The following is a 24,442-nucleotide window of genomic DNA, read 5'->3' as shown; positions in this document are numbered from 1 at the left end:
AGATCGGATCTGCGACACACCGCGGAAACGCTTGCGTCGCCGTGATCGACTCGCCTCGTGAGCAGCGATTCTCCGCCCTCGCTGGTCACGAGAAGGTCGCGATGGGGTGACGGCGGTCGCACGGCGCCCGGGTTGAAACCTGTTGTGGGCTCCGTACCTTCGCCAACGGCTCCCACCGAGGACCGGACCGGTCCTGCCCCGCGGGGAGTCGCACACCCCCGGGGTCGCCGCGCCGAGCGCCCGTCCAGCGGCCCCGGGAGACCCGAGCAGAAAGTTGCGGACCGGACGGGCGTGAGGACGAGGAGCCCGGGTGCACCACACCCCGGGCGGTGAGGCCGCGTGGAACCGGCCGGCGATCCGCCCGTGAGGCCCGGCCCACCAAGGCGCGGTACGGAGAGAGGTCATGGCTCGGAACACTGATGAGTCGCTGACGCGCGCCCTCGGACGGCGAGCGGCGCAGTTCGTGCTCGTGGGCGCGGTGGCGGCGACCCCGCTGGCGCTCGGCACCGGCATCGCCTCGGCCGACACCGACTGGGACGAGCTCGCCCAGTGCGAGAGCGGCGGCGACTGGAGCATCAACACCGGCAACGGCTTCGGTGGCGGCCTGCAGTTCACCGACTCCACGTGGAAGGCCTTCGGCGGCTCCGGCCAGCCGGAGAACGCCAGCCGGTCGGAGCAGATCCAGGTCGCGGAGCGCGTCAAGGCCGAGCAGGGCATGAACGCCTGGCCGACGTGCTCGAAGAAGACCGGCAACACCGACAACTCGGCCAACACCGGGAGCTCGGGCTCGTCGAGCTCCTCGGAGTCGTCGAGCTCCTCGAGCTCCTCGGACTCCTCGAGCTCCTCGAGCTCCTCGGACTCCTCCGACTCCTCGGCGGAGACCGAGAGCGTGTCGTCCACCTCCGGGTCGGGCTCCGGCTCGTACACGGTCGCCAGTGGCGACACGCTGAGCGAGATCGCCTCGGCGCACGGCGTCTCGTGGAAGTCGCTCGCCGAGGCCAACGGCCTCAGCAACCCGGACGAGCTCTCCGTGGGGCAGACGCTCTCGGTCTGACGCCCTCGCTCGTTCCCGCGACGACCCCGGTCCCCCGCGTGGGGCCGGGGTCGTCGTGCGTCGGCCTCCGGGAAATGCGATGTGAGACCGGTCACTCCGTCTCAGGTACGGTCCGCACGCAGATCGTCGCACTCAGTGATCGTGTGACCGCGGAGCTGCCTGTTCGTCACTCGGCCGTGATCTCCTCGCCACCTCACGAAGCTGAGAGCCACCCGCCGTGACGCCCGCACGGATCTAGCCTCGTCGCGTCGGCCCGTACGGCGGGGCCGACCGGAGCCCGAGCGCGTCCTGTCCGGCGGGCCCCGATCCCCCGGCTCCCCGCCCGGACAGGACCCGACGACCGGACCCGCCGTCCGCTCCCCCTTCCGCGACGGCCCGGTACGGCGGCTCGACGCGGCCCCGAGGAGACCCGTGGACCACGCCCGATCCCGACCCGCCCGTCACCGCGCGCCCCGCCGCCCCGGGCGCCTCGGCCGCGCCGGGCTCGCCCTCGTCGCCGCGGGCGCGCCCGTCATCCCGGCGGCCCTGCTCGCCGCCCCCGCCGCGCACGCCGACACCGACTGGGACGCGCTCGCCGAGTGCGAGAGCGGCGGCGACTGGAGCATCAACACCGGCAACGGCTTCGGCGGCGGCCTGCAGTTCACCGACTCGACCTGGCGAGCGTTCGGCGGCTCCGGCCAGCCCGAGGACGCCAGCCGCGAGGAGCAGATCCGCGTCGCCGAGCGCGTCAAGGCCGGGCAGGGCATGAACGCCTGGCCGACCTGCTCGCGCAAGACGGGGCAGACCGACAACTCCCCGAACAGCGACGTGCCCTCGTCGTCCTCGTCGTCCTCGTCGTCCTCGTCGTCCTCGTCGTCCTCGTCCTCGTCGTCCTCGTCCTCGTCGTCGTCCTCCTCCGACGACTCCGACTCCGGGTCCGACTCCGGCTCGGCCCAGACCCGTACGGTGCGCGACACCGGCTCCTCGGGCGCGGGCTCCTACACCGTGAAGGCCGGCGACACGCTCAGCTCCATTGCGGCCGCGAACGGGTCGTCGTGGCGTTCGCTGGCGCAGGCCAACCCCGACGTCGCGACCGACCCGGACCTCATCTTCCCGGGGCAGACGCTGTCGATGGCCTGAGCGGGCGTCGGCTCCGCGGAGCGAGGGACGCCTTCGCTGCGTCCCACGCAGTCAGGGACGCCCTCGCTCCGCAAGCCGGTGCGCTCTCAGGGGCAGTTGACCCATTCCTCGGTGCCGTCGGTGAACTCCTGGCGCTTCCACACCGGCAGCTCGCGCTTGACCGCGTCGACGAGCTCGCTGCAGGCGTCGAACGCCTCGCGGCGGTGCTCGGCGGCGACGGCGCAGGCCAGGGCCACATCGCCGATCCCCAGGGGGCCGACGCGGTGGGTCACGGCGAGGGCGCGCACGCCGGGGAAGCCGCCCGCGACCTCGGCGGCCACCTTCTCGACGACCGCCGCGGCGGTCGGGTGGCCCTCGTAGTCGAGCGCGGTCACCGAGCGGCCGTGGTCGTGGTCGCGCACGACACCCGCGAACGTCACCACCGCGCCGGCCGCGGCGTCGTCGACGAGCGCGGCATGCTCGGAGACGTCCAGGGGCTCCTCGGTGACGGTCGCGCGCAGCACGCGGGCCGGGACGGCGGTGCTCACGGGTGGTCCCCTCCCAGGATCTGGTCGACGGCGTGGGCCAGCACGGGCTCGAGCACGGCCAGGCCGTCGCGCACCCCGCCCGGGGACCCGGGCAGGTTCACCACCAGGGTGCGCCGGGCGACCCCTGCCACGCCACGCGAGAGCACCGAGGTCGGGACCGCGTCCGCGCCGGCGCGGCGGATCGCGTCGGCGAGGCCGGGCACCTCGTAGTCGATGACCGCGCGGGTCGCCTCGGGCGTCGCGTCGGTGGGGGCGATGCCGGTGCCGCCGGTGGTGAGGACGACGTGGGCGCCGTCGGCGACCGCCTCGCGCAGCGCCGCGGCCACCGGCTCCCCGTCGGGCACGACCACGGGGTCGGGCGTGGTGAAGCCCAACCCGCGCAGCCACTCGACGATGATCGGTCCGCCGCGGTCGGCGTAGACGCCCGAGGCGGCGCGGTTGGACGCGGTCACGACACGGGCGCGCCGGGTGGGGTCCGTCGGGTCGATCGGGTCGTCACCGTCCGTCGGGGCGGGTCCAGACACCGGAGCGTCCCCCTTCCTTGCGCTCGAGGCGCACCGCGTCCAGCGTCGCCGCCGGGTCCAGTGCCTTGATCATGTCGTGCAGTGTCAGCCCGGCGACGGCCACGGCCGTCAGCGCCTCCATCTCGACGCCGGTCCGGTCGGCGCTGCGCGCGGTGGCGGTGATGGTGACGTGGTCGTCGCCGACCGCGAGGTCGACCGTCACCCCGGCCAGCGGGATCGGGTGGCACAACGGGACGAGGTCGGGGGTGCGCTTCGCGCCCATGATGCCCGCGACCCGCGCGACGCCCAGCGCGTCGCCCTTCGGCACGGTGTCGTCGCGCAGCGCCGCGGTGACCTCGGGGGTCGTGCGCACCACGCCCGTCGCCGTCGCCGTGCGCCGCGTGACCTCCTTGTCGCCGACGTCGACCATGCGCGCCGCGCCCGTCGCGTCGACGTGCGTCAGGCCTCCCGGGCCGGGACCCTGCTCACTCATCCGACGTCTCCACCGCGCGGGCGGTCTCCTCGCCGAGCGCCAGCGCGTCGCCGATGTCGACGGGGCCCTGCCCCTGCTCCCGCACGCGCTCGGCGACCTTGCGCACCGCCCCGGCCACGGCGGGGGCGACGGTGCTGTCGAAGACGCTGGGCACGATGAACAACGGGTTGGGCTCGGCGACCACGTCGGCGATGGCCGCGGCTGCGGCGAGGAGCATCTCGTCGGTGATGCCCCGGGCGTGCGCGTCGAGCAGCCCACGGAAGATGCCGGGGAAGGCCAGCACGTTGTTGATCTGGTTCGGATAGTCCGAGCGGCCGGTGGCGACGACCTCGGCATGCCGCTGGGCGATCGAGGGGTCGATCTCGGGGTCCGGGTTGGCCAGCGCGAACACCACGGCCTTGTCGGCCATGCCGGCCACGTCGGCCTCGCGCAGCAGGTTCGGCGCCGAGACGCCGATGAAGACGTCGACGCCCGGCATCGCGTCGTGCAGGTCGCCGGTGCGCCGCTCGCGGTTGGTGCGCTCGGCCACCCACTCCAGGCTCGGGTGCAGCCCGGGCCGCTCGGGGTGGATGATCCCCTCGACGTCCACCGCGACGAGGTCGGCGGGTTCCAGCGGCAGCAGCAGGCGGATGATCGCCGAGCCCGCCGCGCCCACCCCGCAGACGACGACGCGGCACTCGTTCATCTCCTTGCCGACGACGCGCAGCGCGTTGCGCAGGGCGGCGAGCACGACGACGGCGGTGCCGTGCTGGTCGTCGTGGAAGACGGGGATGTCCAGCGCCTCGCGCAACCGCTCCTCGATCTCGAAGCACGCGGGCGCGGCGATGTCCTCGAGGTTGATCCCGCCGTACACCGGGGCCAGGAGCTGCACCGTGCGGATGATCTCCTCGGTGTCCTGGGTGTCCAGGCACACCGGCCACGCGTCGACGCCGGCGAAGCGCTTGAACAGCGCCGCCTTGCCCTCCATCACCGGCATCGCGGCCGCGGCCCCGAGGTTGCCCAGCCCCAGGATCGCCGAGCCGTCGGTGACCACCGCGACCGTGTTGCGCTTGATGGTCAGGCTGCGCGCGTCGTCCGGCCGGGCGGCGATGGCCTGGCAGACCCGGGCGACGCCGGGTGTGTAGGCGCGGGAGAGGTCCTCGCGGGTACGCAGGCCGACCTTGGGGTTGACCTCGATCTTCCCGCCGAGGTGCACGAGGAACGTGCGGTCCGAGACGTTGCGCACCCGCACGCCGTCGAGGGCGCCGAGCGCATGGGTGATCTGCTGGGTGTGCTCCTCGGAGAGGGCGTTGCAGCTGATGTCGACGATGATCGAGTCGGTGCGCGACTCGACGACGTCGAACGCGGTCATCACACCGCCGACGCGGCCGACGGCGACGGCGAGGTCGCCCGCCGCGGTCGCGCTCGCCGGGGCCTCGACGCGGGCCGTGATCGCGTACCCCGGTCCGGGAACGGTCACCGTGCTGTCTCCTCTCGTGCTGCCCTCACGACGCCGGCTCGGCTCCGCTCCGCGTCCCGGCCCAGCGTTCCAGGTCCTCCGGGGTGTCGAGGTCGTCGCCGACCGCCACGTCCCCGATCTCCACCACCGCGACGTCGTCGCGGCCCCGGAGGAACCCCCGGGCGCCCGCGTCGCCGGCGGCCGCCGCGCGCACGGCCGCCCAGTGCCCCCGGCCGAGCAGCACCGGGTGACCGGCCCGCCCGTCCACGGCCCCGCGGGCCAGCGCGTCCGGGCCCGTCGCGTGCGCCGCGACCCGGGCCAGCGCCGCGGGCCCGATGCCCGGGGTGTCCACCAGCGACACGAGCACCGCGTCCGCGTCCGTGTCCGCCAGCGCGTCCAGCCCGGCGCGCAGCGACGCGGCCTGACCCTCGGTGTCCCAGCCCGGGGCCGGGACCCACGGGGTGCCGGCCGGCAGCAGGTCCGCCACGGCGGGCAGGCCGGCGCCGAGGACCACGACGACGGGCGCCGTCCCCGCCGCGTGCAGGGCCCGCAGCGCCCGGACCACGAGCGGTTCGCCGTCGAGCTCGACCGCGGCCTTCGGCCGGCCCATCCGCCGACCCCCGCCCGCGGCGAGGAGCAGGCCCGCGACGGTCACGATGGTCCGGCTCCGCTCACGTCCCGGGGTTCAGCTGCGGTTGATCTCGGTGACCGGGTGCTCGTAGCCGAGCTGGTCGGCCGGGAGCGGGAACTCGGTGTCCCCGAACGGCGACGGCGAGCCCTGCGTGGGCGCCATCAGCTCGGTGATCGGGTGGCCACCCTCCACCTCCGGCCACCAGGGGTCCTGGCGCGGCACTACGGTCGACTGCTCGCGGCCCTCGTCGTGGTCGGCCATGCCCGGGCTCCTCCCGCCGTCCTCGCCCGCCGGTCGGCGGGGCTCCAGTCTGCCGCACCTCGGGGGTGCCCGCGTCCGACCCCGACTACCGTGGGAGGCGATGTCCGGCCGGACCCTCCTCGACCACCTGCGCGCCCGGGACGACGACGCCCTGGGCGCGCTGCTGCGTGCGCGCCCGGACCTCGCGCTGCCCGCCCCGGCCGACACCGGCGTCGTGGCCACCCGCGCGAGCGTGCGGATGTCGGTGGGTCGCGCGTGCGAGGACCTCGACGCCTTCACGCTGCAGGTCGTCGACGCGCTGCTCGTGGTGCGCGCCGACGAGGCGGCCGCCGCCACCGGTGACGTCCTCGCGCTGCTCGGGCCCGACCGCGCCGACGCCGGCCGCGCGGCGCTCGCCGATCTCGAGCTCCGCGCGCTGGTCTGGCCCGACGGCTCCACGGTGACGCCCTCGCTGCCCCGTGCCGACCCCGACGCCACCGCCGGGCTGCGCGCGGTGCCCGCGCTGCGCGACGTGTCGGTGCGCTACCCCGGCGGGCTCGGGCGCCCTGCCCCCGAGTTCTCCGCGATCGCCACCGCGGACGATCCCGCCGACGTCGTCGCCGCGCTGCCCGCCGACGAGAGGGCCGTGGTCGACGCCCTGGCCGCCGACGGGCCGGTCGGGCGCAGCCGCGCGCAGGGTCCCGACGACGGGCCGGTGGGGCGACTGCTCGCCGCCGGCGTGCTGCACCGCGTCGACCACGAGACCGTCGAGCTCAGCCGGGAGGCCGCCCTCGCGGTGCGCCTCGACCGGCCGCTGGGCGACGTGCCGGTCGCCGACCCCATGCCCCCGCCGCGCACCCACGACCCCGCCGACGTCGACGCCACCGCCGCCGGCGAGGTCCTCGAGCTCGTCCGGCGCGCGGAGACCGTGCTCACCGCCTGGTCGTCGCAGCCGCCGGCGGTGCTGCGCTCGGGCGGGCTCGGGGTCCGTGACCTGCGCCGCGTGGCCCGCGAGCTGGGGCTCGACGAGGCCGGGGCCGCGCTGCTGGTCGAGGTGCTGGCCGGCGCCGGGCTGATCGCCGTCTCCGAGGGCCCGGAGAACGGACGTGGGGCCCCGGCGTGGACGCCGACCGTCACCGTCGACCGCTGGCTCGCCTCCGGCCCCGACGTGCGCTGGGTGGCCCTGGCCCGGGGATGGCTCGAGACACCCCGCGCGCCGTCGCTGGTGGGCGCGCGGGACAGCGGGGACAAGCTCATCGGCCCGCTGTCGGACGAGGCCCGCCGGCCGTGGGCGCCCGCGCTGCGGCGCCGGGTGCTCGACCGGCTGTGCGAGTTCGACGACGGCGACGGCCCGCCCCACGCCGACGACCTCGTCGCCTCCCTGGCCTGGCGCGCCCCGCGCAAGGGCGGGCGGCAGCGCGACGAGATGGTGCGCACGGTGCTGCGCGAGGCCACGACGCTGGGGCTGGTGGCCCATGACGCGGTCACCTCGGCGACCCGGGAGCTGCTGGCCGTCGCGCGTGGCCCGGGTGACGACCCGGACGGGGCCGCGGCCGCCGCGCTGCGCCGCGCCCTGCCCGCGCCCGTCGACCACGTGCTCCTGCAGGCCGACCTCACCGCCGTCGCCCCGGGGCGCCTCGAGCCCGAGCTCGCTGCCGCCCTCGATCGTGTCGCCGACGTCGAGTCCGCCGGCGGGGCGACGGTCTACCGCATCACCGAGGCCACCGTCCGGCGCGCGCTCGATCTCGGGCAGACGGCCGCCGACCTGCACGAGCTGTTCCGCGCGCGCTCGGCCACCCCGGTGCCGCAGGGCCTGACCTACCTCGTCGACGACGTCGCCCGCCGCCACGGGCGCCTGCGCGGCGGGGCCGCGGCGTCGTTCCTGCGCTCGGAGGACGAGGCGCTCGTCGCCGAGGTGCTCGCCCACCCCGAGGCCGAGCGCCTCGAGCTGCGCCGCATCGCGCCCACCGTGCTCGTCAGCCCCCAGCCGCTGGTCGAGGTGCTCGACGCCCTGCGCGCCGCGGGGCTCTCCCCGGTCGCCGAGGACGACGTCGGCGGCGTGCTCGACCTGCGCCCCCGCGGCAAGCGGGCCCCCGCCCGCCGCCCCGAGCGCGCGCACGGGGGGACCCCGTCGCTGTCCGACGACCAGGTCACCGCCCTCGTCGCGCAGCTCCGCGCGGGCGACCGTGCCGCCGCCGCGTCGCGGGGCCGCACCGCCGCCGGCGGGGTATCGGGGCGCTCGGCCACCTCCGCGACCGTGGCCGTCCTCGCCGAGGCCGCCCGCACCGGCCGCAGCGTCTGGATCGGCTACGTCGACGCCCACGGCACGGCGTCCCAGCGCGTCGTGCGCCCCCTGCGCGTCGGCGGCGGTGTGCTCGAGGGCATCGAGGACGACGGGGACACCCACGGCGACGTCCTCGGCGGGTCGGGGAGCTCGCCGCTGTCCTTCGCGTTGCACCGCATCACCTCGGTCAGCGTGCTCGCCGACCGCTGACCGGCCGCCTGCCCTTGGTGCAGCGAACGGGTATCTCGCTGCTTCTAGGCGTACGAAGTCCCCGTTGATCACCGGCTGGGCCGGATGCGAACGGGGAGTTCGCGCGCCTAGAAGCAGCGAACAGCGCGTTCGCTGCGACGGCTGCGGCGGGGGTGCGTCAGGCCCGGGCGCCGACCGCCCAGACCTGCATCGCGTGCTCGACCAGCGCGATGAGCGCCTCCTTCGTCGATTCCCGGTCGCGGGCGTCGACGGTCAGGATCGGCACCGACGGGTCGATGGCCAGGGCCTCGCGCACGTCCTGGAGGTCGTGGCGCAGGACGCCGTCGAAGCAGTTCACCCCGAGGACGTAGGGCAGGCGACGGTCCTCGAAGAAGTCGACGGCGGCGAAGCAGTCGGCCAGCCGGCGGGTGTCGGCGAGGACCACGGCGCCGATCGCGCCGCGCACGAGGTCGTCCCACATGAACCAGAACCGGTCCTGCCCGGGCGTGCCGAACAGGTAGAGGATCAGGTCGGAGTCCAGCGACACGCGGCCGAAGTCCATCGCCACCGTGGTGGTGCGCTTGCTCGGCACCGCGGACAGGTCGTCCACGCCCGCGCTGGCGTCGGTCATGACCGCCTCGGTGGTCAGCGGGTCGATCTCCGAGACCGAGCCCACGAACGTCGTCTTGCCGACCCCGAACCCGCCGGCCACGACGATCTTGGCGGAGGTGGTCGTCGGGACGGGCTCGGCCACGAGGGCTGCGTCAGAGCCGTCGAAGTCCACTCAACACCCTTTCCATCAGCGCCCGGTCCGGGACGTCGCCCGAGGTCGAGGCGGTCTGGTGCACCACGACGGTGCCCTGGGAGGCCATGTCACCGATGAGCACCCGGGCGACGCCCAGCGGCAGCGACAGCAACGCGGCCACCTCCGCGACCGATCGGGGCTCGCGGCACAGCTCGGCCACGGCACGGTGCTCGTACTGGGGGATCCGCGACGGGTCGCGGCCCGCGGCGCCGACCGAGACCAGGGTCTCGACGGCGAGGTCGTAGACCGGGCGGGTCCGCCCGCCGGTCCAGGCGTAGGGGCGCACGATCGCGACGTCGTCGGCGCGCTCCCCCGGGGGCCCGGGCTCCGGGAGCTCGTGCCGCGGGGGCCCCGGGCGGGGGACACCGTACGGCGCGGTGCGCGGCTCCCCGGGCGCCAGGGCGTGCGCGCCCGCGGCACCGTCGACCCCATCGCCGTAGAGGTAGCCGTTGGCGGCGACGGTGCCCCCGCTCGGCGGGTCGACCTCGGGAGCCGCGGCTACCGGGGGTGCGTCGGTGACGTCCGGGACGTCCGGCTCGCCCGGCGCCTCGGACGCGCGCCGTCGCCGGAACAGGCCCCGCCGTCCCCCCTTCGGGCGCGGCGCGGAGTCGCTGATCCCGTTGAGGACGTCGGCGAAGGACCCCTCGGGTTCATCGCTCACCGTCGTCACCCCCTCGACGCGGTCATCGCACGGCCGACCCCTGCAGCTCGGCGCGGAGCTCCGGGGTCAGCAGCTGGCCGACCCGGTCGACCAGCAACGTCATCTCGTACCCGACCAGCCCGATGTCGCAGTTCGGGGCGGCGAGGGTGGCCAGGCACGAGCCGTCGCTGATGGACATGAGCAGCACGATCCCGCGTTCCATCTCCACCACCGTCTGCACGACCTCGCCGGCCTCGAAGCAGCGCGCGGCGCCCTGCGTGAGGCTCACGAGCCCCGAGGCCACGGCCGCGAGCTGGTCCGCGCGGTCGCGGGGCAGGCGGTTCGACGCCGTCAGCAGCAGCCCGTCGGCCGACACCACGACCGCGTGCGCCACCCCGGGCACCCGCTCGGCGAAGTTCGAGACCAACCAGCCGAAGCGGCTCGGCTGCGACTGGGCTCCGGTCACTGCTCCTCCTTGTCCCCGGGGCGCGCGTCGGGCTCGCCCGCGGTGTCGGCCGGTCGGGCGCGGCGGGTGGTCCGGCCGTCGGCCACGCCCTGCTGGTAGCTCGCGAGACGTCCACGGATCGCCTCCGCGCTGCGTCGCGGGCCCGTTCCGCCGGGGGCCGGGCCCTCGCCCGGTCCCCCGGTGCGGGCGGCCCCGGGCACGAGGTGAGCCCGCGGGCGACGCCGGGGCAGGCCCGCCTCGGTGGTGCCCGCGCCGGCGCCCGCGTCGAGCGCCTCCGCTGTCGCGGCCGCGGCCCGCCAACCCTCGTCGCCCGAGGTGGAGGCCCACTCGGCCTCGTCCGGGCCCGCCGACGGTGCCGCCTCGCGGAACCACGCCGACGCGACCTCGTCGTAGATCGGCGTGCGCTCGCGGTGCGGGGCGCCGGCGCGCAGCGGGAGCCGCTCGGGCACCGCACGGCCGGGACGAACGCCGCCGCCCCCGGCGTGCCCGTTGCCGCCGTTCACCGTCGGCGCGGGGTCGAACAGGCGGCCGCCGTCGTCCCCGGTGGCCCGGGGCTCGGCGGGGGCCGGGCGCGGGGCGCGGCGGGGCAGGCCGCCGGCCTCCGGCGCATCGCCCCGCGTCGGCAGGGCGCCCGGCGCCGGGGTCGGGTCCTCGTCCACCGGCTCGCCGACGGAGGCCGGCTCGGCGCGCGTCGCCTGCTCCGCGGTCGGCTCCGCGGCCGGTGGCTCGGCCGGTCGACGTGGCCGCAGCCGCGGTGCCATCCCCGGCGAGAACGGCACCCCGCTGCGAGGCAGCCGCCGCCCGGGCGACCGCCGCTCGAGGGACGTGTCCGGCTCGGCGTCGGCCACCTCGGCCGCGTCGGTCACCGCCCCGTCCGGAGCGGGCCCGCCCGCGACCGGGGCCTCGCCCGGGTCGGCCTCGACGCCCTCGCCGGCGCCCTCGTGCGGCGTCTCCGACACGGGGGGCTCGTCGGGTACGACCGGCGCCGGGCCCTCGTCCGGCGCGTCCTCGGCAGCCGGTCGGGGCTGCGGGCGTACCACCCTCGGTCGCAGAGGGAAGGTGCCGCGCCGCGTCGGGAGGGGCGCGGGCCCGTCGCCCGCGGGCGCCTCGCCCGCGGGCGGCTCCTCCGCAGGAGCCCGGTCCGCAGGCGCCCCGTCTGCGAGCGCCCCGTCTGCGAGCGCCCCGTCCGCGGGGCCCTCGTCCGCGGACGCCTCGTCCGCAGGACCCTCGTCCGCGGGCGCCTCCTCCGCGAGGCCCTCGTCCGCGGGCGCCTCCACCTCGGGGATCGCCAGTCCCGCCGTGCCGGGTGTGACCCGGTCGTGGTCGCGGTCGTCGGCGACCTGGTCGGACACGTCGGGGATCGCGGTCGACGCGTCGTCCTCCGGGGTCTCCTCGAGGTCGACGACCTCCGGGACCTCCGGTTCCTCCGCGCGCGGGGGCACGGGGCCTCCGGGCGGCGGGACGACCGGGGCGTTGTTCCACATGGGCGGCCCGGCGACCGGACCGCGGGCACCCACCGGCGCGGGCCCGTACGGGCCGGCGGAGGCCCCGGGCCCACGACCCGGCGGAGGTCCACCGGGCGCCCCGGGACCACGCCACCCCGGCGGCGGTCCACCGGGACGGCCCCCGGGCGGCGACGGAGCCCACCCCGGACGGCCCTGACCACCCGGACGACCCTGACCGCCAGGCCCACCCGCACCACCGGGCCCACCCGGACCCACGGGGCCGGCGGGCCCGCCGGGAGGCCCCGGCAGCGGAGCGGGCGGCGGCCCGGACGGACGCAGCACGTGCCGCCCGGACGGCTCGGGCTCCCCGTCGTCGGGCACCTCCGGCTCGGCGTCGGGCCCCGGCTCGGTGTCCTCGCGGTCGGCCGGGGTCTCGACGGGCTCCTCGTCGGCCGGCTCCTCACCGTCCGCGGGCCCGGAGTCGTCGAGGGGTCGCCGGCGCCGGGCCGCGGCCGCCCCGATCAGCGCCGCCGCCCCCGCCGCCGCGCCGCAGCCGACGAGGCCGTGGCGGCTGCCGTCGCCCTGCTCCCGCGTCTCGCCCTCGGGCGTCGCCGGGCTCACGTCGGCGGGCGCGTCGGCCGCGGGGGCCGACGCCGACGCGGGCTGCGACTCGTCGGCGGGCCCGGACGAGGGGGACGCGCCCGCCTCGGCGGGAGCTGGGCGCGACGGACCCTGCTCCGGGCGGCGGGGACCCGCCGGTCCACCCGGGCCACGCCCGGGCACCGCGTGCCCGTTGGTCCCGGGCACGCCGTTGACCGCCCCGCGGCGCGGCAGCGCCGGGCGCGAGGAGGTCTCGCCGCCCTGCTCCGGGTCGACGCCGGGCGCGAAGAACGAGCCGGCGCCCGCGGGCCGGGGACCCCGCTGCGGCAGGCCGGACGCGCCGCGCGCCTGCTCGGGGACGCGTCCCCGGTCGCCGCCGCGCCCGCCGGTGACCGCGGCCGTACCCTCCCCCACGGCGGCGAGCACCGCGGACGCGGGCACCAGCGCCGTCGCGGCGACGCCGCCCTCCTCGCGGTTGCGCAGCTCGACGGTGATGCCGTGGCGGGTGGCCAGGCGCCCGACGACGAACAGGCCCATGCGCCGGGACGCGGAGACGTCGACGGTCGGCGGCGAGTCGAGGCGCTGGTTCGCGTCGTGCAGGTCGTCCTCGCTCATGCCGACGCCGGAGTCGAGGATCTCGACGAGGATCGAGCCGTCGCCGTTCTGCGTGCCCCGCACCTGCACCCGGGTGTCGGGCGCGGAGAACGTCGTGGCGTTCTCCAGCAGCTCGGCGACCAGGTGGACGACGTCGCTGGCGGTGCGCCCGAGCAGCTGGGCCTGGGGCGGCGGCGCGAGGTCGATGCGCTGGTACTGCTCGACCTCCGACGCCGCGGCGCGCAGCACGTCGACCAGCGGCACCGGCTTGCTGCCGCGCCGGGAGAGGTCGGTGCCCGAGAGGACGAGCAGGTTCTCGGAGTTGCGGCGCATGCGCGTCGCGAGGTGGTCGAGCTGGAAGAGGTTGGAGAGCGCCTCCGGGTCCTCCTCGGTGTTCTCCAGCTGCTCGATGAGCCGCAGCTGGCGCTCGACCAGCGCCTGGGAGCGCCGCGACAGGTTGACGAAGATCGAGTTGAACGCCGTGCGCAGGCCGGCCTGCTCGGCCGCCAGGCGCACCGCCTGCTCGTGCACCTGGTCGAAGGCCCGCGCGACCTGCCCGATCTCCTCGCGCGTGGTGATGGGCGTCGGGACGATCGTGGTGTCGGGCACCTCGCCCTCGCGCAGGCTGCGCACCGCCTGCGGGAGGCGCCGCTCCGCGACGTCGAGCGCGGTGCGGCGCAGCAGGCGCAGGGGCCGCAGCAGCGAGCGGGTCACGAAGAACACGACGGTCGCGCCGGCGATGAGGGCCAGCAGCAGGATCACCGACGAGATGCCGGCGTCGTTGCGGGCGGCCTGCTGCAGCGCGGAGGCCTGGCCCTGGAGCTGGCCGCGCAGCTGCTCGGACACGGCGCCGACCCGGTCCTCGACCGCGGTGGACGCGCGCTCCCAGTCCGGTCCCGGCACCTGCAGCGGCAGCCCGGCGGCGCCCCGGCCGAGCACGACCTGCGCCAGCAGGTCGCGGTTGTCGACGTCGGGGCCGACGACGGCGTCGGCGAGCGCGGCGTCGTTGCTCCCGATCGCGGTGCGGAAGTCGTCGACCGCGATCGAGCGGCGCAGCGTGGCGTTGCGGGCCTGGTCGATCGAGGGCGCGTCGATGCGGCCCGCCGCGATCCCGGCGGCGACGACGGCCTGGACGTAGGCGTCCTCCTCGCGCACCACCGACAGCGAGTAGAGCCCCGCCGCGAGCCCGGCGACGCTCGGGTCGGCGGCCTCGCGGGACAGCGAGCGGGCGAAGACCTCGAGGGTGTCGACGGTCTCGGTGTAGCGGGCGATCGCGCCGGCGGCGTCGACGCGGCCGTCGATGACGTCGTCGCGCAGTCGCGCGAGCTGCTCGATCTCGGCGTCGGCCTGGTTGAAGGCCGTCACGGTCTGCTGGTCGAGGGAGTCGGCGCCGCCCTCGGCCCGGCGCAGCTCGGAGACCGCGTCGCGGGTGACCTCGATGCGCTCCTCGAGCGGGCCCGACCCGCCGACCCGGTTCGACGCCGCGTAGACCGCCGCCGCCGAGCGCTCGTCGGCGAGGGCGTCGAGCACCTGCGAGGTGCTGGCCTCCAGCGAGACCGCCTGCTGGACGCCGTCGTAGGAGGCCGCCTCGTCGGTCTGCTCGACGATGCGCAGCACGCCCAGCGTGAGCACGAAGATCGTCGGGACCAGGAGGACCGCGGCGAGCTTGACCGGCAGGCTCCAGTTCCGCAGCGCCAGCCTCTCCGTCCAGTCGCTCCCGGACCGGTCGTCCGCGCGGGGGTCGCGCGGCTCGCTGCCGTACCGGACGGAGGCGCGGTCGGGCGTGCGCTCGGGTCCTCGCTCGGTGGTGGTCACGGACGGGTCCTCCCGGTTCCGCCGGTCGGTCGGACGTGGTCGGGCGCCGCCACACGCCGAACGCGTCCCTGGTCGACGCAGGGTGACCAGCGATGGGCTAGGGTCGGCGCCGACCGGTCCGAACGGCAGCACGTGGGTGACGCCGCGCCGTGGCGCGGGCACACGCGGGCAGCACGATCGGGGTGCAGGTCGGGCGAGCGCATCGGTGTGGTCAGACGTCCCTGGCGTCGGCGGGAGTGCACCCGACGTGTCCGGGCGTCACTCCTCGTGGGCGGGGGTCGAGCGCGCTCACTGTATCCGTCGCGCCCGAGGGAATGACCGGCACCGCCGCGACGCTCCCCGAGCGGCGTCCCTGCTCCGCCCGACGGCGTGTCGGTGCCTCGGGGGACAATGGGACGGACCACCCGTCGACGCGCCCGGAGGTCGAGAGGTTGAGCCAGCCCGGCAACGGACCGCTCATCGTGCAGTCCGACAAGACCCTGCTGCTGGAGGTCGACCACGAGGCCGCTCCCGCCGCTCGTCAGGCCATCGCGCCGTTCGCCGAGCTCGAGCGCGCGCCCGAGCACGTGCACACCTACCGCGTCACCCCGCTCGCGCTGTGGAACGCGCGCGCCGCGGGCCACGACGCCGAGCAGGTCGTGGACGCGCTCGTGCAGCACAGCCGGTACGCGGTACCGCAGGCGCTGCTGGTCGACGTCGTCGACACCATGGGGCGCTACGGGCGCCTGCAGCTGACGAACTCCCCCGTCCACGGCCTGGTCATGCTGTCGAACGACCGCGCCGTGCTCGAGGAGGTGCTGCGCAACAAGAAGATCACCCCGATGCTCGGCGAGCGCATCGACGACGACACCGTCGCGGTGCACCCCTCGGAGCGCGGGCGGCTCAAGCAGGCGCTGCTCAAGGTCGGTTGGCCGGCCGAGGACCTCGCGGGCTACGTCGACGGCGAGGCCCACCCCATCGAGCTCGACCAGTCCGACTGGGAGCTGCGCGACTACCAGGCCGAGGCCGTCGAGGGCTTCTGGCACGGCGGGTCCGGCGTGGTCGTGCTCCCCTGCGGCGCGGGCAAGACCCTGGTGGGCGCCGCGGCGATGGCCAAGGCCGGCGCGACGACGCTGATCCTGGTCACCAACACCGTGGCCGGTCGGCAGTGGAAGCGCGAGCTCGTCGCGCGCACGTCGCTCACCGAGGACGAGATCGGCGAGTACTCCGGCGAGCGCAAGGAGATCCGCCCCGTCACCATCGCCACGTACCAGGTGATGACCCGCAAGTCGAAGGGCGAGTACCGGGCGCTGGAGCTGTTCGACTCCCGCGACTGGGGACTCATCATCTACGACGAGGTGCACCTGCTGCCCGCGCCGGTGTTCCGCATGACCTCCGACCTGCAGTCGCGCCGCCGCCTCGGGCTCACCGCGACGCTGGTGCGCGAGGACGGCCGCGAGGGCGACGTCTTCTCGCTCATCGGTCCCAAGCGCTACGACGCGCCCTGGCGCGACATCGAGTCCCAGGGCTGGGTCGCCCCCGCCGACTGCGTCGAGGTCCGTGTGACCATGACCGACAACGAGCGGATCATCTACGCCACCGCCGAGGCCGAGGAGCGCTACCGGCTCTGCGCCTGCGCGAACACCAAGATTCCGGTGGTCAGGAGCATCCTCGAGCGCCACCGGGGCGAGCCGGCGCTGGTCATCGGCGCCTACCTCGACCAGCTCGACGAGCTCGGGGTGGCCCTCGACGCGCCGGTGATCCAGGGCTCGACGAAGAACAAGGAGCGCGAGGAGCTCTTCGACCGGTTCCGGCGCGGCGAGCTGCCGGTGCTGGTCGTCTCCAAGGTCGCGAACTTCTCGATCGACCTGCCCGAGGCGTCGGTGGCGATCCAGGTGTCGGGCACCTTCGGCTCTCGGCAGGAGGAGGCCCAGCGCCTCGGGCGGCTGCTGCGTCCCAAGGCCGACGGGCGCCAGGCGCACTTCTACTCCGTCGTCGCCCGCGACTCGGTCGACGCCGAGTACGCCGCGCACCGGCAGCGGTTCCTCGCCGAGCAGGGCTACGCCTACCGGATCGTGGACGCGGACGACCTCCTCGGGCCCGTCATCCCGGACGTGGGCACGGACACCGAGGGCGAACCCGAGTCGGAGCGCCACGACCCGTCGGGCGGCGCCTGAGCCCGCGTGTCGGTCCTGCCCGAGACCGCCGGACCTGCTCGGGGTCGAGTGTGCCTGCCCACCCGAGCCTCGCGCGCCTCCCGATCCGGCCGAGCGAATTGTGGCGATCAGACACGCTCAGTACTCGACGGTGATTCGTCGGGCGGCACCGTCGACGGTGATCGTGCCTCCGTGCGGGACGACCAGCTGCGGGTCGGTGTGGCCGAGGTCGACGTCGAGCACAACGAGCGCGTCCGGGTGGTACTCCCCGAGCGCCCGCAGCACCGCCCCGTGTTGGGCATCGACGTACTCGGCACGCGCACGTGGCCCGTTCGGCCGCTCGAATGACCACGCCTTCGGCCGACCCATCAGCACCGCGCCGAATCGCTGCAGCAGGCCTCTCTCCCCCATGCACATGAGCACCCGGTACACGTAGGCGGCCGGGGGCATCTCCTCCGAACTCTCCAGGAACAGGACTCCGTCGTCGTAGGCCTCTGCCCGAGCCAGGTAGTGGCCGACCCGCAGGTGGAAGTCGACAATCTCGAGACTTCCACCCCATCCCGGCCCGCTCACCGTTCGGGCCGGTCCGTGCCACGACCACGGCGACGCCGGCATCGACTCCGGCTCGGTCTCGAGCGCGGCCGGGTCGGCCCAATCACGATCGACGTCGGTGTACTCCTGCGGCGACCTCAGCTCGTGGACGCCCCGTGTGAACAGCGCCCGGCGCAGGGACTCGCTGGTCGCGGGGTGCATCATCCCGCCTCGGCCCCACTGCACCATCACCACACCTCCGTGGTATCCGACGATGCCGAGGTTCCACAGGAAGTGCAGCAGGTTGGTGGCGTCGCTGTAGCCGACGAACGGCTTCACGTGCTTCGCCAGCAGAGCAGTGTCGAGGTGGCGCAGGAGCTTCAGCTGATCATCACCGCCGATGGAGACGAGAACCGCCGCGACCTCCGGGTCTGCGAAGGCCGCGTGTAGATCGGCGGCCCGCTGCTGCGGAGTCGCACCGAGCACGCGGGTGGTGGGGTACTCGACGGGGACCAGTCCGAATTCGTCGCGGAGCCGCCGTAGACCCAGCTCGAAGGGGCCGGGGAACACCGCGGGCAACCCGGCCGACGGCGACAGCACCGCGACCCGGTCGCCCGGCTGGAGCTTCTCGGGATATGTGAACATCCTGCCCCTCCGTGTGCGAGTAGCGGGACCACCCGACCCGCGGATCCTTCCTCAGGGCGGCGAGCGCCCCCGTGTCGGCGACGACGAGTGCACCGCGGTGACCTCACCAGCCGGGGTGCTCCCGACATCGACCCGGGCCGTCGCAGAGGACTCGACGTTGAGCTGCACGACTGGTCCTCCGCGACGAGGTAGACCGCCGCCGACTGGCGCGCAAGAGAACTTCGGCGTGACGCGGCCGCAGAGCCTGCAGCCGGTCCTGCCCGGCGGCCACGGCGTGACTCCTGTGGTGGGCGAGGAGTGGGTGCTTCACCAGCGTGGGTGTGTGGCAGGCCGGAGATGGGGTGTGCCTCCCGACGACGTGGGAGGCCGTCCCGGCGCACGCTCGTCGCGCACGCCGGACGAGGTGTCCGGCCTCGCGAGGAGGACCCATGACCGCCACCCTGACCCCCGTCCACCCCGTCGGCGCCCGGCCCACCGCCGTCACCGCGCTCCCGGGGCCACCCCGGCCCCGACCCCTGGGACGCGCGCCCACCGTGGCCGTGCGGGAGCTCGGGCCCACCGACGCCGACGTGCTCGACGCGGTCTTCACCGGCCTGTCCGACCACTCCCGCTACCTGCGCTTCCACGGCGCCACCCCGCGCCTGACCGGGCCGGTGCGCCGCAAGCTCACCGCCGTCGACGGCCGGCGCCACCTCGCGGTCGCGGCCTTCGCACCCACCGGCGAGCCCGTCGGCATCGCGCGGCTGATCTGGCTCGGCCTGCGCGACGCCGAGCTGGCCGTCGAGGTCGTCGACGCCTGGCAGGGGCGCGGCGTCGGACGCCGGCTGCTGCACGCGATCGCCGCCCGCGGCCGCGAGGAGGGCTACGCGCGCCTCGTGGCCGTCGTGCTCGCCGAGAACACCGCGATGCAGGCGCTGCTCGCCTCCGTCCTGCCGATCGTCGCCGTCGAGACCGACGCCCACGAGATCACCCTGACCGCCGACCTGCGCCCGGCCCTCGCCGGGGCCGCCTGACCTCCGAGGAGCCACCGTGTCCACCACCCTGGCCACCCCGCTGGCCACCACTCTGACCACCCCGCTGGCGACCCTCACCGCCGACCTCGACGCCGCCGCCCGCGACGCCGCGCCGGGCCGCGCGCGGGTCGACGCCGTCGGCCACGCCCTGGCCCCGCACCTCGGCGATCCACGATTGCTGCGCCCCGACCAGTGCGTCGGGGACCCCGCGCACTACCGCCAGCACGTCCTGCACGTCGCCGACGACGGCGCGTTCTCGCTGGTGGCGCTCGTGTGGCTGCCCGGCCAGACCACGCCGATCCACGACCACCTGTCCTGGTGCGTCGTCGGTGTGCACACCGGCGAGGAGCACGAGACGCGCTACCGCGTCGAGGGCGACCGGCTCGTCGCGGCCGGCGAGGACGTCGCGGGGCCCGGCACGGTGACCGGCCTGCTGCCCCCGGGCGACATCCACCGCGTCACCAACACCGCGCCGACCACGACGATCTCGCTGCACGTCTACGGCGTCGACGTCACCCGCCGCGGCTCGAGCATCCGGCGGCGCTACGACCTCCCCGTGCTGGGCTGAAGGGACCAGCGCCGAGTCAGCGGTGGGCCATCGCTGACACCCAGTGTCCGTGACGCCACACGCTCGCCGGCGCCGGACCGTGCTCGGTCGGCTCAGCGCCGCGCCGGCACCGGGGTGCGGTGGTCGCCGACGGCGAAGGCCGCCGCGTCCTCGCTGTCGACGATGCGCCGCCCCAGGGGCGTGAGCGAGACCGGGATCAGCTTGAGGTTCGCCCACGCGAACGGGATGCCCACGATCGTCACGGCGAGGGCGATGGCCGTGGCGATGTGCCCGAGCGCGAGCCACCACCCGGCCACGATGAACCACACGACGTTGCCCAGCGTCGAGCCCAGCCCGGCGTCGGGGCGACGCTCGATGCGGCTGCCGAACGGCCAGAGCGTGAACAGCGCGATCCGGAACGACGCGATGCCCCACGGGATCGTGACGATGAGGATGCAGCAGATCAGCCCGGCGATCACGTAGCCGATCGCCATCCACACGCCCGCCAGCACGAGCCAGACGAGGTTCAGCAGCGTCCGCAGCAGGTCCATGACCCCCAGCCTGCCACCACCGGGGTGTGACGTGCGCTACGTCAGCTCCCGTCCCTTCGTCTCCGGCAGCGTCAGGATGATGAGGAACGCGAGCAGCGCGCCGCCGGAGACGTACCAGAAGAACAGGTCGGGACGTCCGGCGCCGGACAGCGCGGCGATGAGCAGCGGCGCCGTGCCGCCGAAGAGGGCGACCGTGAGGTTGTACCAGGCGCCGATGCCCAGCGCCCGGAGCTCGGTCGGGAAGATCTCGCTCATGATCGCCGGGGCGATCGAGGAGAACACCGAGTAGAGCCCGAGGCCCACCGAGAACACGATGATCAGGTTGACGAGCGGCGGTCGCTCGGTGATGAGCAGGCTCAGCGGGACGGTCAGGAGCACGAACGCTCCCGACCACGCCAGCATCTGCGGCTTGCGCCCGAACCGGTCGGCGAGCGCACCCATCGGGTACTGGCCCGCGATGAACACGACGGTGCCGATGGACAGGGCCAGGAAGACGTCACTGCCCGCGGCGTCGCGGAACTGCACCGCGAACGGCGTCAGGGCGCTGAAGAACGTGTAGTAGCACAGCGTCGAGAGCAGCGTGAACCCGAACAGCTGCAGCACGGAGCGCGGGTGGTGGGTGAGCGTCTTGAGCAGCGGGTTCCTGGTCGCCCGCGCGGTCTCGACGTTGCGCTCGAACTGCTCGGTCTCGGCCAGGGTGCGGCGCAGCCACAGCCCGACGAGGCCGAGCACGCCACCGACGACGAACGCGATGCGCCAGCCCCAGGACTCCAGCTGGGGCCGGGTGAGCGTGGTGGTCAGCAGGAGTCCCAGCAGGCTGGCGGCCAGGAGCGCGGTGCCGGTGGAGATGTAGAAGAAGCTGGAGTACCGCCCGCGGCGGTTCGGTGGGGCGATCTCGGCGAGGTAGGCGCTCGCGTTGGACACCTCGCCGCCGAGGCTCAGCCCCTGCGCGATGCGGGCGAGCAGCAGCAGGATCGGCGCGAGCCACCCGACCGCCTGGTAGGTCGGCAGGATCGCGATGACCAGGGACCCGCCGGCCATGAGCAGGATCGTCACGAGCATGGCGAAGCGGCGCCCGCGCAGGTCCGCGAGCCGCCCGAGGAACACCCCGCCGAGCGGACGGAAGAAGAACGCCAGCGCGTAGGTGCTCGTCGTGCCGATGAGCGCGAGCGTCGGGGATGACTTGTCGAAGAACTGCGACGAGAAGTAGACGGCGAACGTCGCGTAGATCGTCCAGTCGAACCACTCGACCGCGTTGCCGATGCTGGCCGCGACGAGGGTCCGCACCGGTAACTGGTGGCGCTCGGTACTCGTCGACGCGGACACCTGACTCATCCGTGCTCCTCCCGCTCGCCCCCGCCGCGACGCACCGTAGGCGACCGATCGCGTGAGGTACAGGTTAAGTCGATGGCGACCTTGCCGCCCGCTCCGGAGTCGGCGACCTCGTAGGCCCGACCCGCCTCGGCCAGCGGGAACCGGTCGGTGACGACCCGTTCGGGATGCAGGTCCCAGCGCGCCAGGCGCTCGAGCAGCTCGGCCATCCGCCAGGTCGGGGCCACCCACGAGCCGTGGACGGTGAGCTGGCGGTGGATGAGCACGGCGCTGACGTCGACGGTCAGCGTCCCGCCCTCGCCGACCATCGCGCACCGGCCGTGGCGGCGGGTGTGCCGCAGCGCGGTCAGCTGGCCCGCACCGACGCCCGAGCAGTCGACGCTCACCTCGGCGCCGTCGCCCAGCAGGTCGGCGAGCTCGTCCTCGGACTCCACCGCGACGTCCACGGCGCCGAGGTCACGGGCCAGCGCGCGGCGCGCGGGCGACGGGTCGGTGCCGACGACCCACGACGAGCCCATGGCCGCGGCCAGCATCCCCACCGCGAGCCCGACCGGCCCGAGCCCGGTGACGAGCACCCGCTCACCGCCCGCGAGCGCCACCCGGCACAGCGCCTCGTAGGCGGTGCCGAACCCGCACGCGACGCACGCGCCGTCGAGGAAGGTGAGGGGGTCGGGCAGCGCAAGCAGGTCGCGTTCCTCGGCGAGCAGCAGGTCGGCGTGCCCGCCGTCGCGCTGCCAGCCGTAGGCCGCGCGCCCCGGCGAGGTGCAGCTGATCTGGTAGCCGCGTCGGCACTCGTCGCAGCGGCCGCAGCCGGAGATGTGGTACACGACGACGCGGTCGCCGACCGCGGTCCGCTCCACGCCGGGCCCGACGGCGACGACCTGACCGCACGGCTCGTGCCCGCCGATGACGTCCTGGTAGGCCTCGGGGCCCTCGCCGAGGTGCTCGCGGTAGATCGCCCGCAGGTCGCTGCCGCAGATCGTCGAGGCGCGCATCCCGACGAGGACCTGACCCGGCCCCGGCTCGGGGTCGGCGACCTCGCGCACGTCGACCCGGCGCCCGCCGGGCAGGTACACGCCCCGCACCGCCGCCTCAGCCCTTCTCCTGCGCCTGCTGCGCCCACTGCGCCCACTGCGCCCACTGCCGCAGCTCCGCGGCCTTGATCTTCGTGCCGTTGGTGCCCGCCGTCGTGGGCATCGCGTCGACGACGTGCACCGCCGCGGGCACCTTGAAGCCCGCGAGCGCCTCCCGGCACCACGCGACCAGCTCCTCCCCCACCGGCGCCCGCCCCGCCGCGCCGACCACGAAACCGACCGCGCGGGTGGCGCCGTCGGAATCGGGCACGCCCACGACCTTCGCGGTCCCGACGTCCGGGTGCGCGGCCAGCCGCCGCTCGATCTCGGCGGGGTCGACGAGGAAGCCGCGCAGGCGCAGCGCATCACCGCGCCGGCAGGTGTAGACGAAGGCGCCGTCGTCGACGAGCGCACCGAGGTCCCCGGAGCGGAACCAGCCGTCCGCGGTGAACGCGTCCGGCACCTCCGCGCCCAGATAGGCGTCGACGACGTTCGGTCCCCGGAACTGCAGCTCGCCCTCCCGGCCGCGTTCCAGGACGGCGCCGGTGTCGGGGTCGGCCACACGCACCGCGATGCCGGGGTGCACGACACGTCCACCGCCGGCCCAGCACGCGGGGGCGGGCTCGTCGGCGGGCCAGGTCGCGGCGAGGGCGAAGACCTCCGACGAGCCGTAGACGCCGGCGACCCGGGTCCCGGACTCCTCGCAGAGCCACGCCGCCAGCTCGGACGAGCGACCCTGGAAGTCGGCGACACCCCACCAGCGCCAGCTGCCCAGATCGCGCGGCCGGGCGGACCACGCCTCGTGCAGCCGCAGGACGAGGTCGTCGCCGCTGGCCAGGTGCGTGACGCGGTGGGTCGCGACGTGGTCGAGCACGCGGTCGGCGTCGAAGGTGGGCTCGAGCAGCGCGGCCGCTCCGGCCGCGAGCCCGGCCATCACCGCGTTGTAGCCGAACACCCCCGACAGCGGCAGGGCGCCGAGCACGACGTCGCCCTCGCGCAGCCCGAGCACCGCGGCGTCGGCGACGGCGTGGGTGAGCACCGCCGCCGCGGTGTGCGCGGCGAGCTTGGGCAGGCCGGTCGAGCCGGAGGTGGTGAACGCGACGGCGAGCGCGCCGGGGTCGGAGCGCGCCGGCTCCGGGCCGTCCTCCCGCTGCGGCGTCCAGGCGCCCGCGCCGACGTCCGAGCCGGCGGGGTCGGCCGCCGGCCCGCCGGGGCCGGTGACCACCGCGACCTCGGGCACCACGCCCGACTGCGCGACGGCCTCGTGCAGCCGGGTGAGCAGATCCAGCCCGTGGAACCCGTGGGCGAGGGCGACCAGCCGCGGCCGCGCGCGGGCGAGGACGTGCGCGACCTCCTCGACGCCGTAGCGGGTGTTGACGCCGACCACGTGCGCGCCGCGGGCGGCGACCGCGCACTGCCAGACGAGCGCGTCGCTCCAGTTCGGCATCCACACGGCGACGGCGTCGCCGGCGCCCACGCCGTGCTCGCGCAGCTCCTCGGCCAGCGCCCGGACACGGCGCCACAGCTCGCCCCGGCTCACGGGGTGCACGGGGCCGTCGGGGGCCGCGTCGAGCACAGCGGTGACGTCCGGGTCGCGGCGGACCAGCCGGGCGACGAGGTCGGGCAGGTCGGCGGGCCGTTCGCCGGGCGCGGGGAAGGCGGCGACCGTGTGGGGCGTCGCCGCCTCGTCGGTCGTCATGATGGTCGCCGATCGTTCACGGGGCCCGATGCTGGCCGAAGATCCCGTTTGGTGGAGCGATCGTTGTCCTGAG

19 protein-coding genes and 1 pseudogene are annotated in these 24,442 nt (G+C 75.4%); 6 read left to right on the top strand and 14 right to left on the bottom strand.

Annotated elements, in window-relative coordinates; all coding sequences use genetic code 11:
- Positions 1–403: 403 nt before the first annotated feature.
- Both C8D89_RS05960 and C8D89_RS30705 read left to right on the top strand, forming a co-directional pair.
- Positions 404–1,054: a LysM peptidoglycan-binding domain-containing protein gene (locus tag C8D89_RS05960; RefSeq protein ID WP_116707161.1), complete on the top strand. Its 651-nt coding sequence runs from the start codon at positions 404–406 to the stop codon at positions 1,052–1,054.
- A 411-nt stretch (positions 1,055–1,465) separates the two neighbouring features.
- Positions 1,466–2,173 carry a LysM peptidoglycan-binding domain-containing protein gene (locus C8D89_RS30705; RefSeq protein ID WP_207787080.1) on the top strand — a complete coding sequence of 236 codons (708 nt, stop codon included), beginning with the start codon at positions 1,466–1,468 and terminating at the stop codon, positions 2,171–2,173.
- Positions 2,174–2,259: 86 nt separating this feature from the next.
- On the opposite strand, the pseudogene C8D89_RS31075 reads toward C8D89_RS30705, so the two are convergent.
- The 5 genes and pseudogenes from C8D89_RS31075 to C8D89_RS05925 form a co-directional block, all read right to left on the bottom strand.
- Positions 2,260–3,188, bottom strand: a pseudogene (locus C8D89_RS31075) (molybdenum cofactor biosynthesis protein MoaE).
- 7 nt (positions 3,189–3,195) lie between these two features.
- The gene (gene moaC, locus C8D89_RS05940; protein ID WP_116707159.1) at positions 3,196–3,696 is read right to left on the bottom strand and encodes a cyclic pyranopterin monophosphate synthase MoaC; all 501 of its coding nucleotides are present in this window, start codon (positions 3,694–3,696) and stop codon (positions 3,196–3,198) included.
- Positions 3,689–5,155: an NAD-dependent malic enzyme gene (locus C8D89_RS05935; protein WP_116707158.1), complete on the bottom strand. Its 1,467-nt coding sequence runs from the start codon at positions 5,153–5,155 to the stop codon at positions 3,689–3,691. The genes moaC and C8D89_RS05935 overlap by 8 nt, the downstream gene beginning before the upstream one ends.
- 25 nt (positions 5,156–5,180) lie before the next feature.
- A complete protein-coding gene (locus C8D89_RS05930) occupies positions 5,181–5,789 on the bottom strand; it encodes a nucleotidyltransferase family protein (RefSeq protein ID WP_116707157.1) in 609 nt (202 codons plus the stop codon).
- Positions 5,790–5,819: 30 nt separating this feature from the next.
- Positions 5,820–6,026 (bottom strand): hypothetical protein, encoded by a 207-nt coding sequence (locus tag C8D89_RS05925; RefSeq protein WP_116707156.1) that lies wholly within the window; start codon positions 6,024–6,026, stop codon positions 5,820–5,822.
- Between the two features lie 100 nt (positions 6,027–6,126).
- On the opposite strand from C8D89_RS05925, the gene C8D89_RS05920 reads away from it, so the two are divergent.
- Positions 6,127–8,499, top strand: coding sequence for a helicase-associated domain-containing protein (locus C8D89_RS05920; RefSeq protein ID WP_116707155.1), 2,373 nt, complete (start codon positions 6,127–6,129; stop codon positions 8,497–8,499).
- 157 nt (positions 8,500–8,656) lie between these two features.
- Here C8D89_RS05920 and C8D89_RS05915 read toward each other — a convergent pair whose 3' ends face one another.
- Genes C8D89_RS05915 through C8D89_RS05900 form a run of 4 tightly spaced genes read right to left on the bottom strand, consistent with a single transcriptional unit; the run spans position 8,657 to position 14,843 of the window.
- Positions 8,657–9,232 carry a GTP-binding protein gene (locus C8D89_RS05915; RefSeq protein ID WP_116707368.1) on the bottom strand — a complete coding sequence of 192 codons (576 nt, stop codon included), beginning with the start codon at positions 9,230–9,232 and terminating at the stop codon, positions 8,657–8,659.
- A 10-nt stretch (positions 9,233–9,242) separates the two neighbouring features.
- Positions 9,243–9,944 (bottom strand): DUF742 domain-containing protein, encoded by a 702-nt coding sequence (locus tag C8D89_RS30110; RefSeq protein WP_243417884.1) that lies wholly within the window; start codon positions 9,942–9,944, stop codon positions 9,243–9,245.
- A 22-nt stretch (positions 9,945–9,966) separates the two neighbouring features.
- Positions 9,967–10,389 carry a roadblock/LC7 domain-containing protein gene (locus C8D89_RS05905; protein ID WP_116707154.1) on the bottom strand — a complete coding sequence of 141 codons (423 nt, stop codon included), beginning with the start codon at positions 10,387–10,389 and terminating at the stop codon, positions 9,967–9,969.
- The gene (locus C8D89_RS05900) at positions 10,386–14,843 is read right to left on the bottom strand and encodes a sensor histidine kinase (RefSeq protein ID WP_165825570.1); all 4,458 of its coding nucleotides are present in this window, start codon (positions 14,841–14,843) and stop codon (positions 10,386–10,388) included. Before C8D89_RS05900 ends, C8D89_RS05905 begins: the two co-directional genes overlap by 4 nt.
- A 431-nt stretch (positions 14,844–15,274) precedes the next feature.
- Between C8D89_RS05900 and C8D89_RS05895 the strand changes: the two genes are divergently transcribed.
- Positions 15,275–16,999: a DNA repair helicase XPB gene (locus tag C8D89_RS05895; RefSeq protein WP_243417883.1), complete on the top strand. Its 1,725-nt coding sequence runs from the start codon at positions 15,275–15,277 to the stop codon at positions 16,997–16,999.
- Positions 17,000–17,116: 117 nt separating this feature from the next.
- Here C8D89_RS05895 and C8D89_RS05890 read toward each other — a convergent pair whose 3' ends face one another.
- Positions 17,117–18,154 (bottom strand): S66 family peptidase, encoded by a 1,038-nt coding sequence (locus C8D89_RS05890; RefSeq protein ID WP_116707151.1) that lies wholly within the window; start codon positions 18,152–18,154, stop codon positions 17,117–17,119.
- A gap of 428 nt (positions 18,155–18,582) precedes the next feature.
- Here C8D89_RS05890 and C8D89_RS05885 point away from each other — a divergent pair, with 428 nt between their 5' ends.
- Together C8D89_RS05885 and C8D89_RS05880 are read left to right on the top strand one after the other, a co-directional pair.
- Positions 18,583–19,167 carry a GNAT family N-acetyltransferase gene (locus C8D89_RS05885; RefSeq protein WP_116707150.1) on the top strand — a complete coding sequence of 195 codons (585 nt, stop codon included), beginning with the start codon at positions 18,583–18,585 and terminating at the stop codon, positions 19,165–19,167.
- A gap of 16 nt (positions 19,168–19,183) precedes the next feature.
- The gene (locus C8D89_RS05880) at positions 19,184–19,735 is read left to right on the top strand and encodes a cysteine dioxygenase family protein (RefSeq protein WP_279323355.1); all 552 of its coding nucleotides are present in this window, start codon (positions 19,184–19,186) and stop codon (positions 19,733–19,735) included.
- 92 nt (positions 19,736–19,827) lie between these two features.
- Here C8D89_RS05880 and C8D89_RS05875 read toward each other — a convergent pair whose 3' ends face one another.
- From C8D89_RS05875 to C8D89_RS05860, 4 genes are read right to left on the bottom strand one after another with little or no spacing between them, the layout of a single operon-like run.
- A complete protein-coding gene (locus tag C8D89_RS05875) occupies positions 19,828–20,256 on the bottom strand; it encodes a YccF domain-containing protein (RefSeq protein WP_207787106.1) in 429 nt (142 codons plus the stop codon).
- 45 nt (positions 20,257–20,301) lie between these two features.
- A complete protein-coding gene (locus C8D89_RS05870; protein WP_116707148.1) occupies positions 20,302–21,600 on the bottom strand; it encodes an MFS transporter in 1,299 nt (432 codons plus the stop codon).
- Positions 21,597–22,673 carry a zinc-dependent alcohol dehydrogenase family protein gene (locus C8D89_RS05865; RefSeq protein WP_243417882.1) on the bottom strand — a complete coding sequence of 359 codons (1,077 nt, stop codon included), beginning with the start codon at positions 22,671–22,673 and terminating at the stop codon, positions 21,597–21,599. Before C8D89_RS05865 ends, C8D89_RS05870 begins: the two co-directional genes overlap by 4 nt.
- 16 nt (positions 22,674–22,689) lie before the next feature.
- Positions 22,690–24,369 (bottom strand): AMP-binding protein, encoded by a 1,680-nt coding sequence (locus C8D89_RS05860; protein ID WP_116707146.1) that lies wholly within the window; start codon positions 24,367–24,369, stop codon positions 22,690–22,692.
- Positions 24,370–24,442 lie beyond the last annotated feature (73 nt).

Source organism: Actinomycetospora cinnamomea, assembly GCF_003096675.1.
GTDB classification, from domain to species: Bacteria; Actinomycetota; Actinomycetes; order Mycobacteriales; family Pseudonocardiaceae; genus Actinomycetospora; species Actinomycetospora cinnamomea.
The sequence above is the reverse complement of the archived record's forward strand: the minus strand, read 5'-3'. Positions and strand labels throughout refer to the sequence as shown.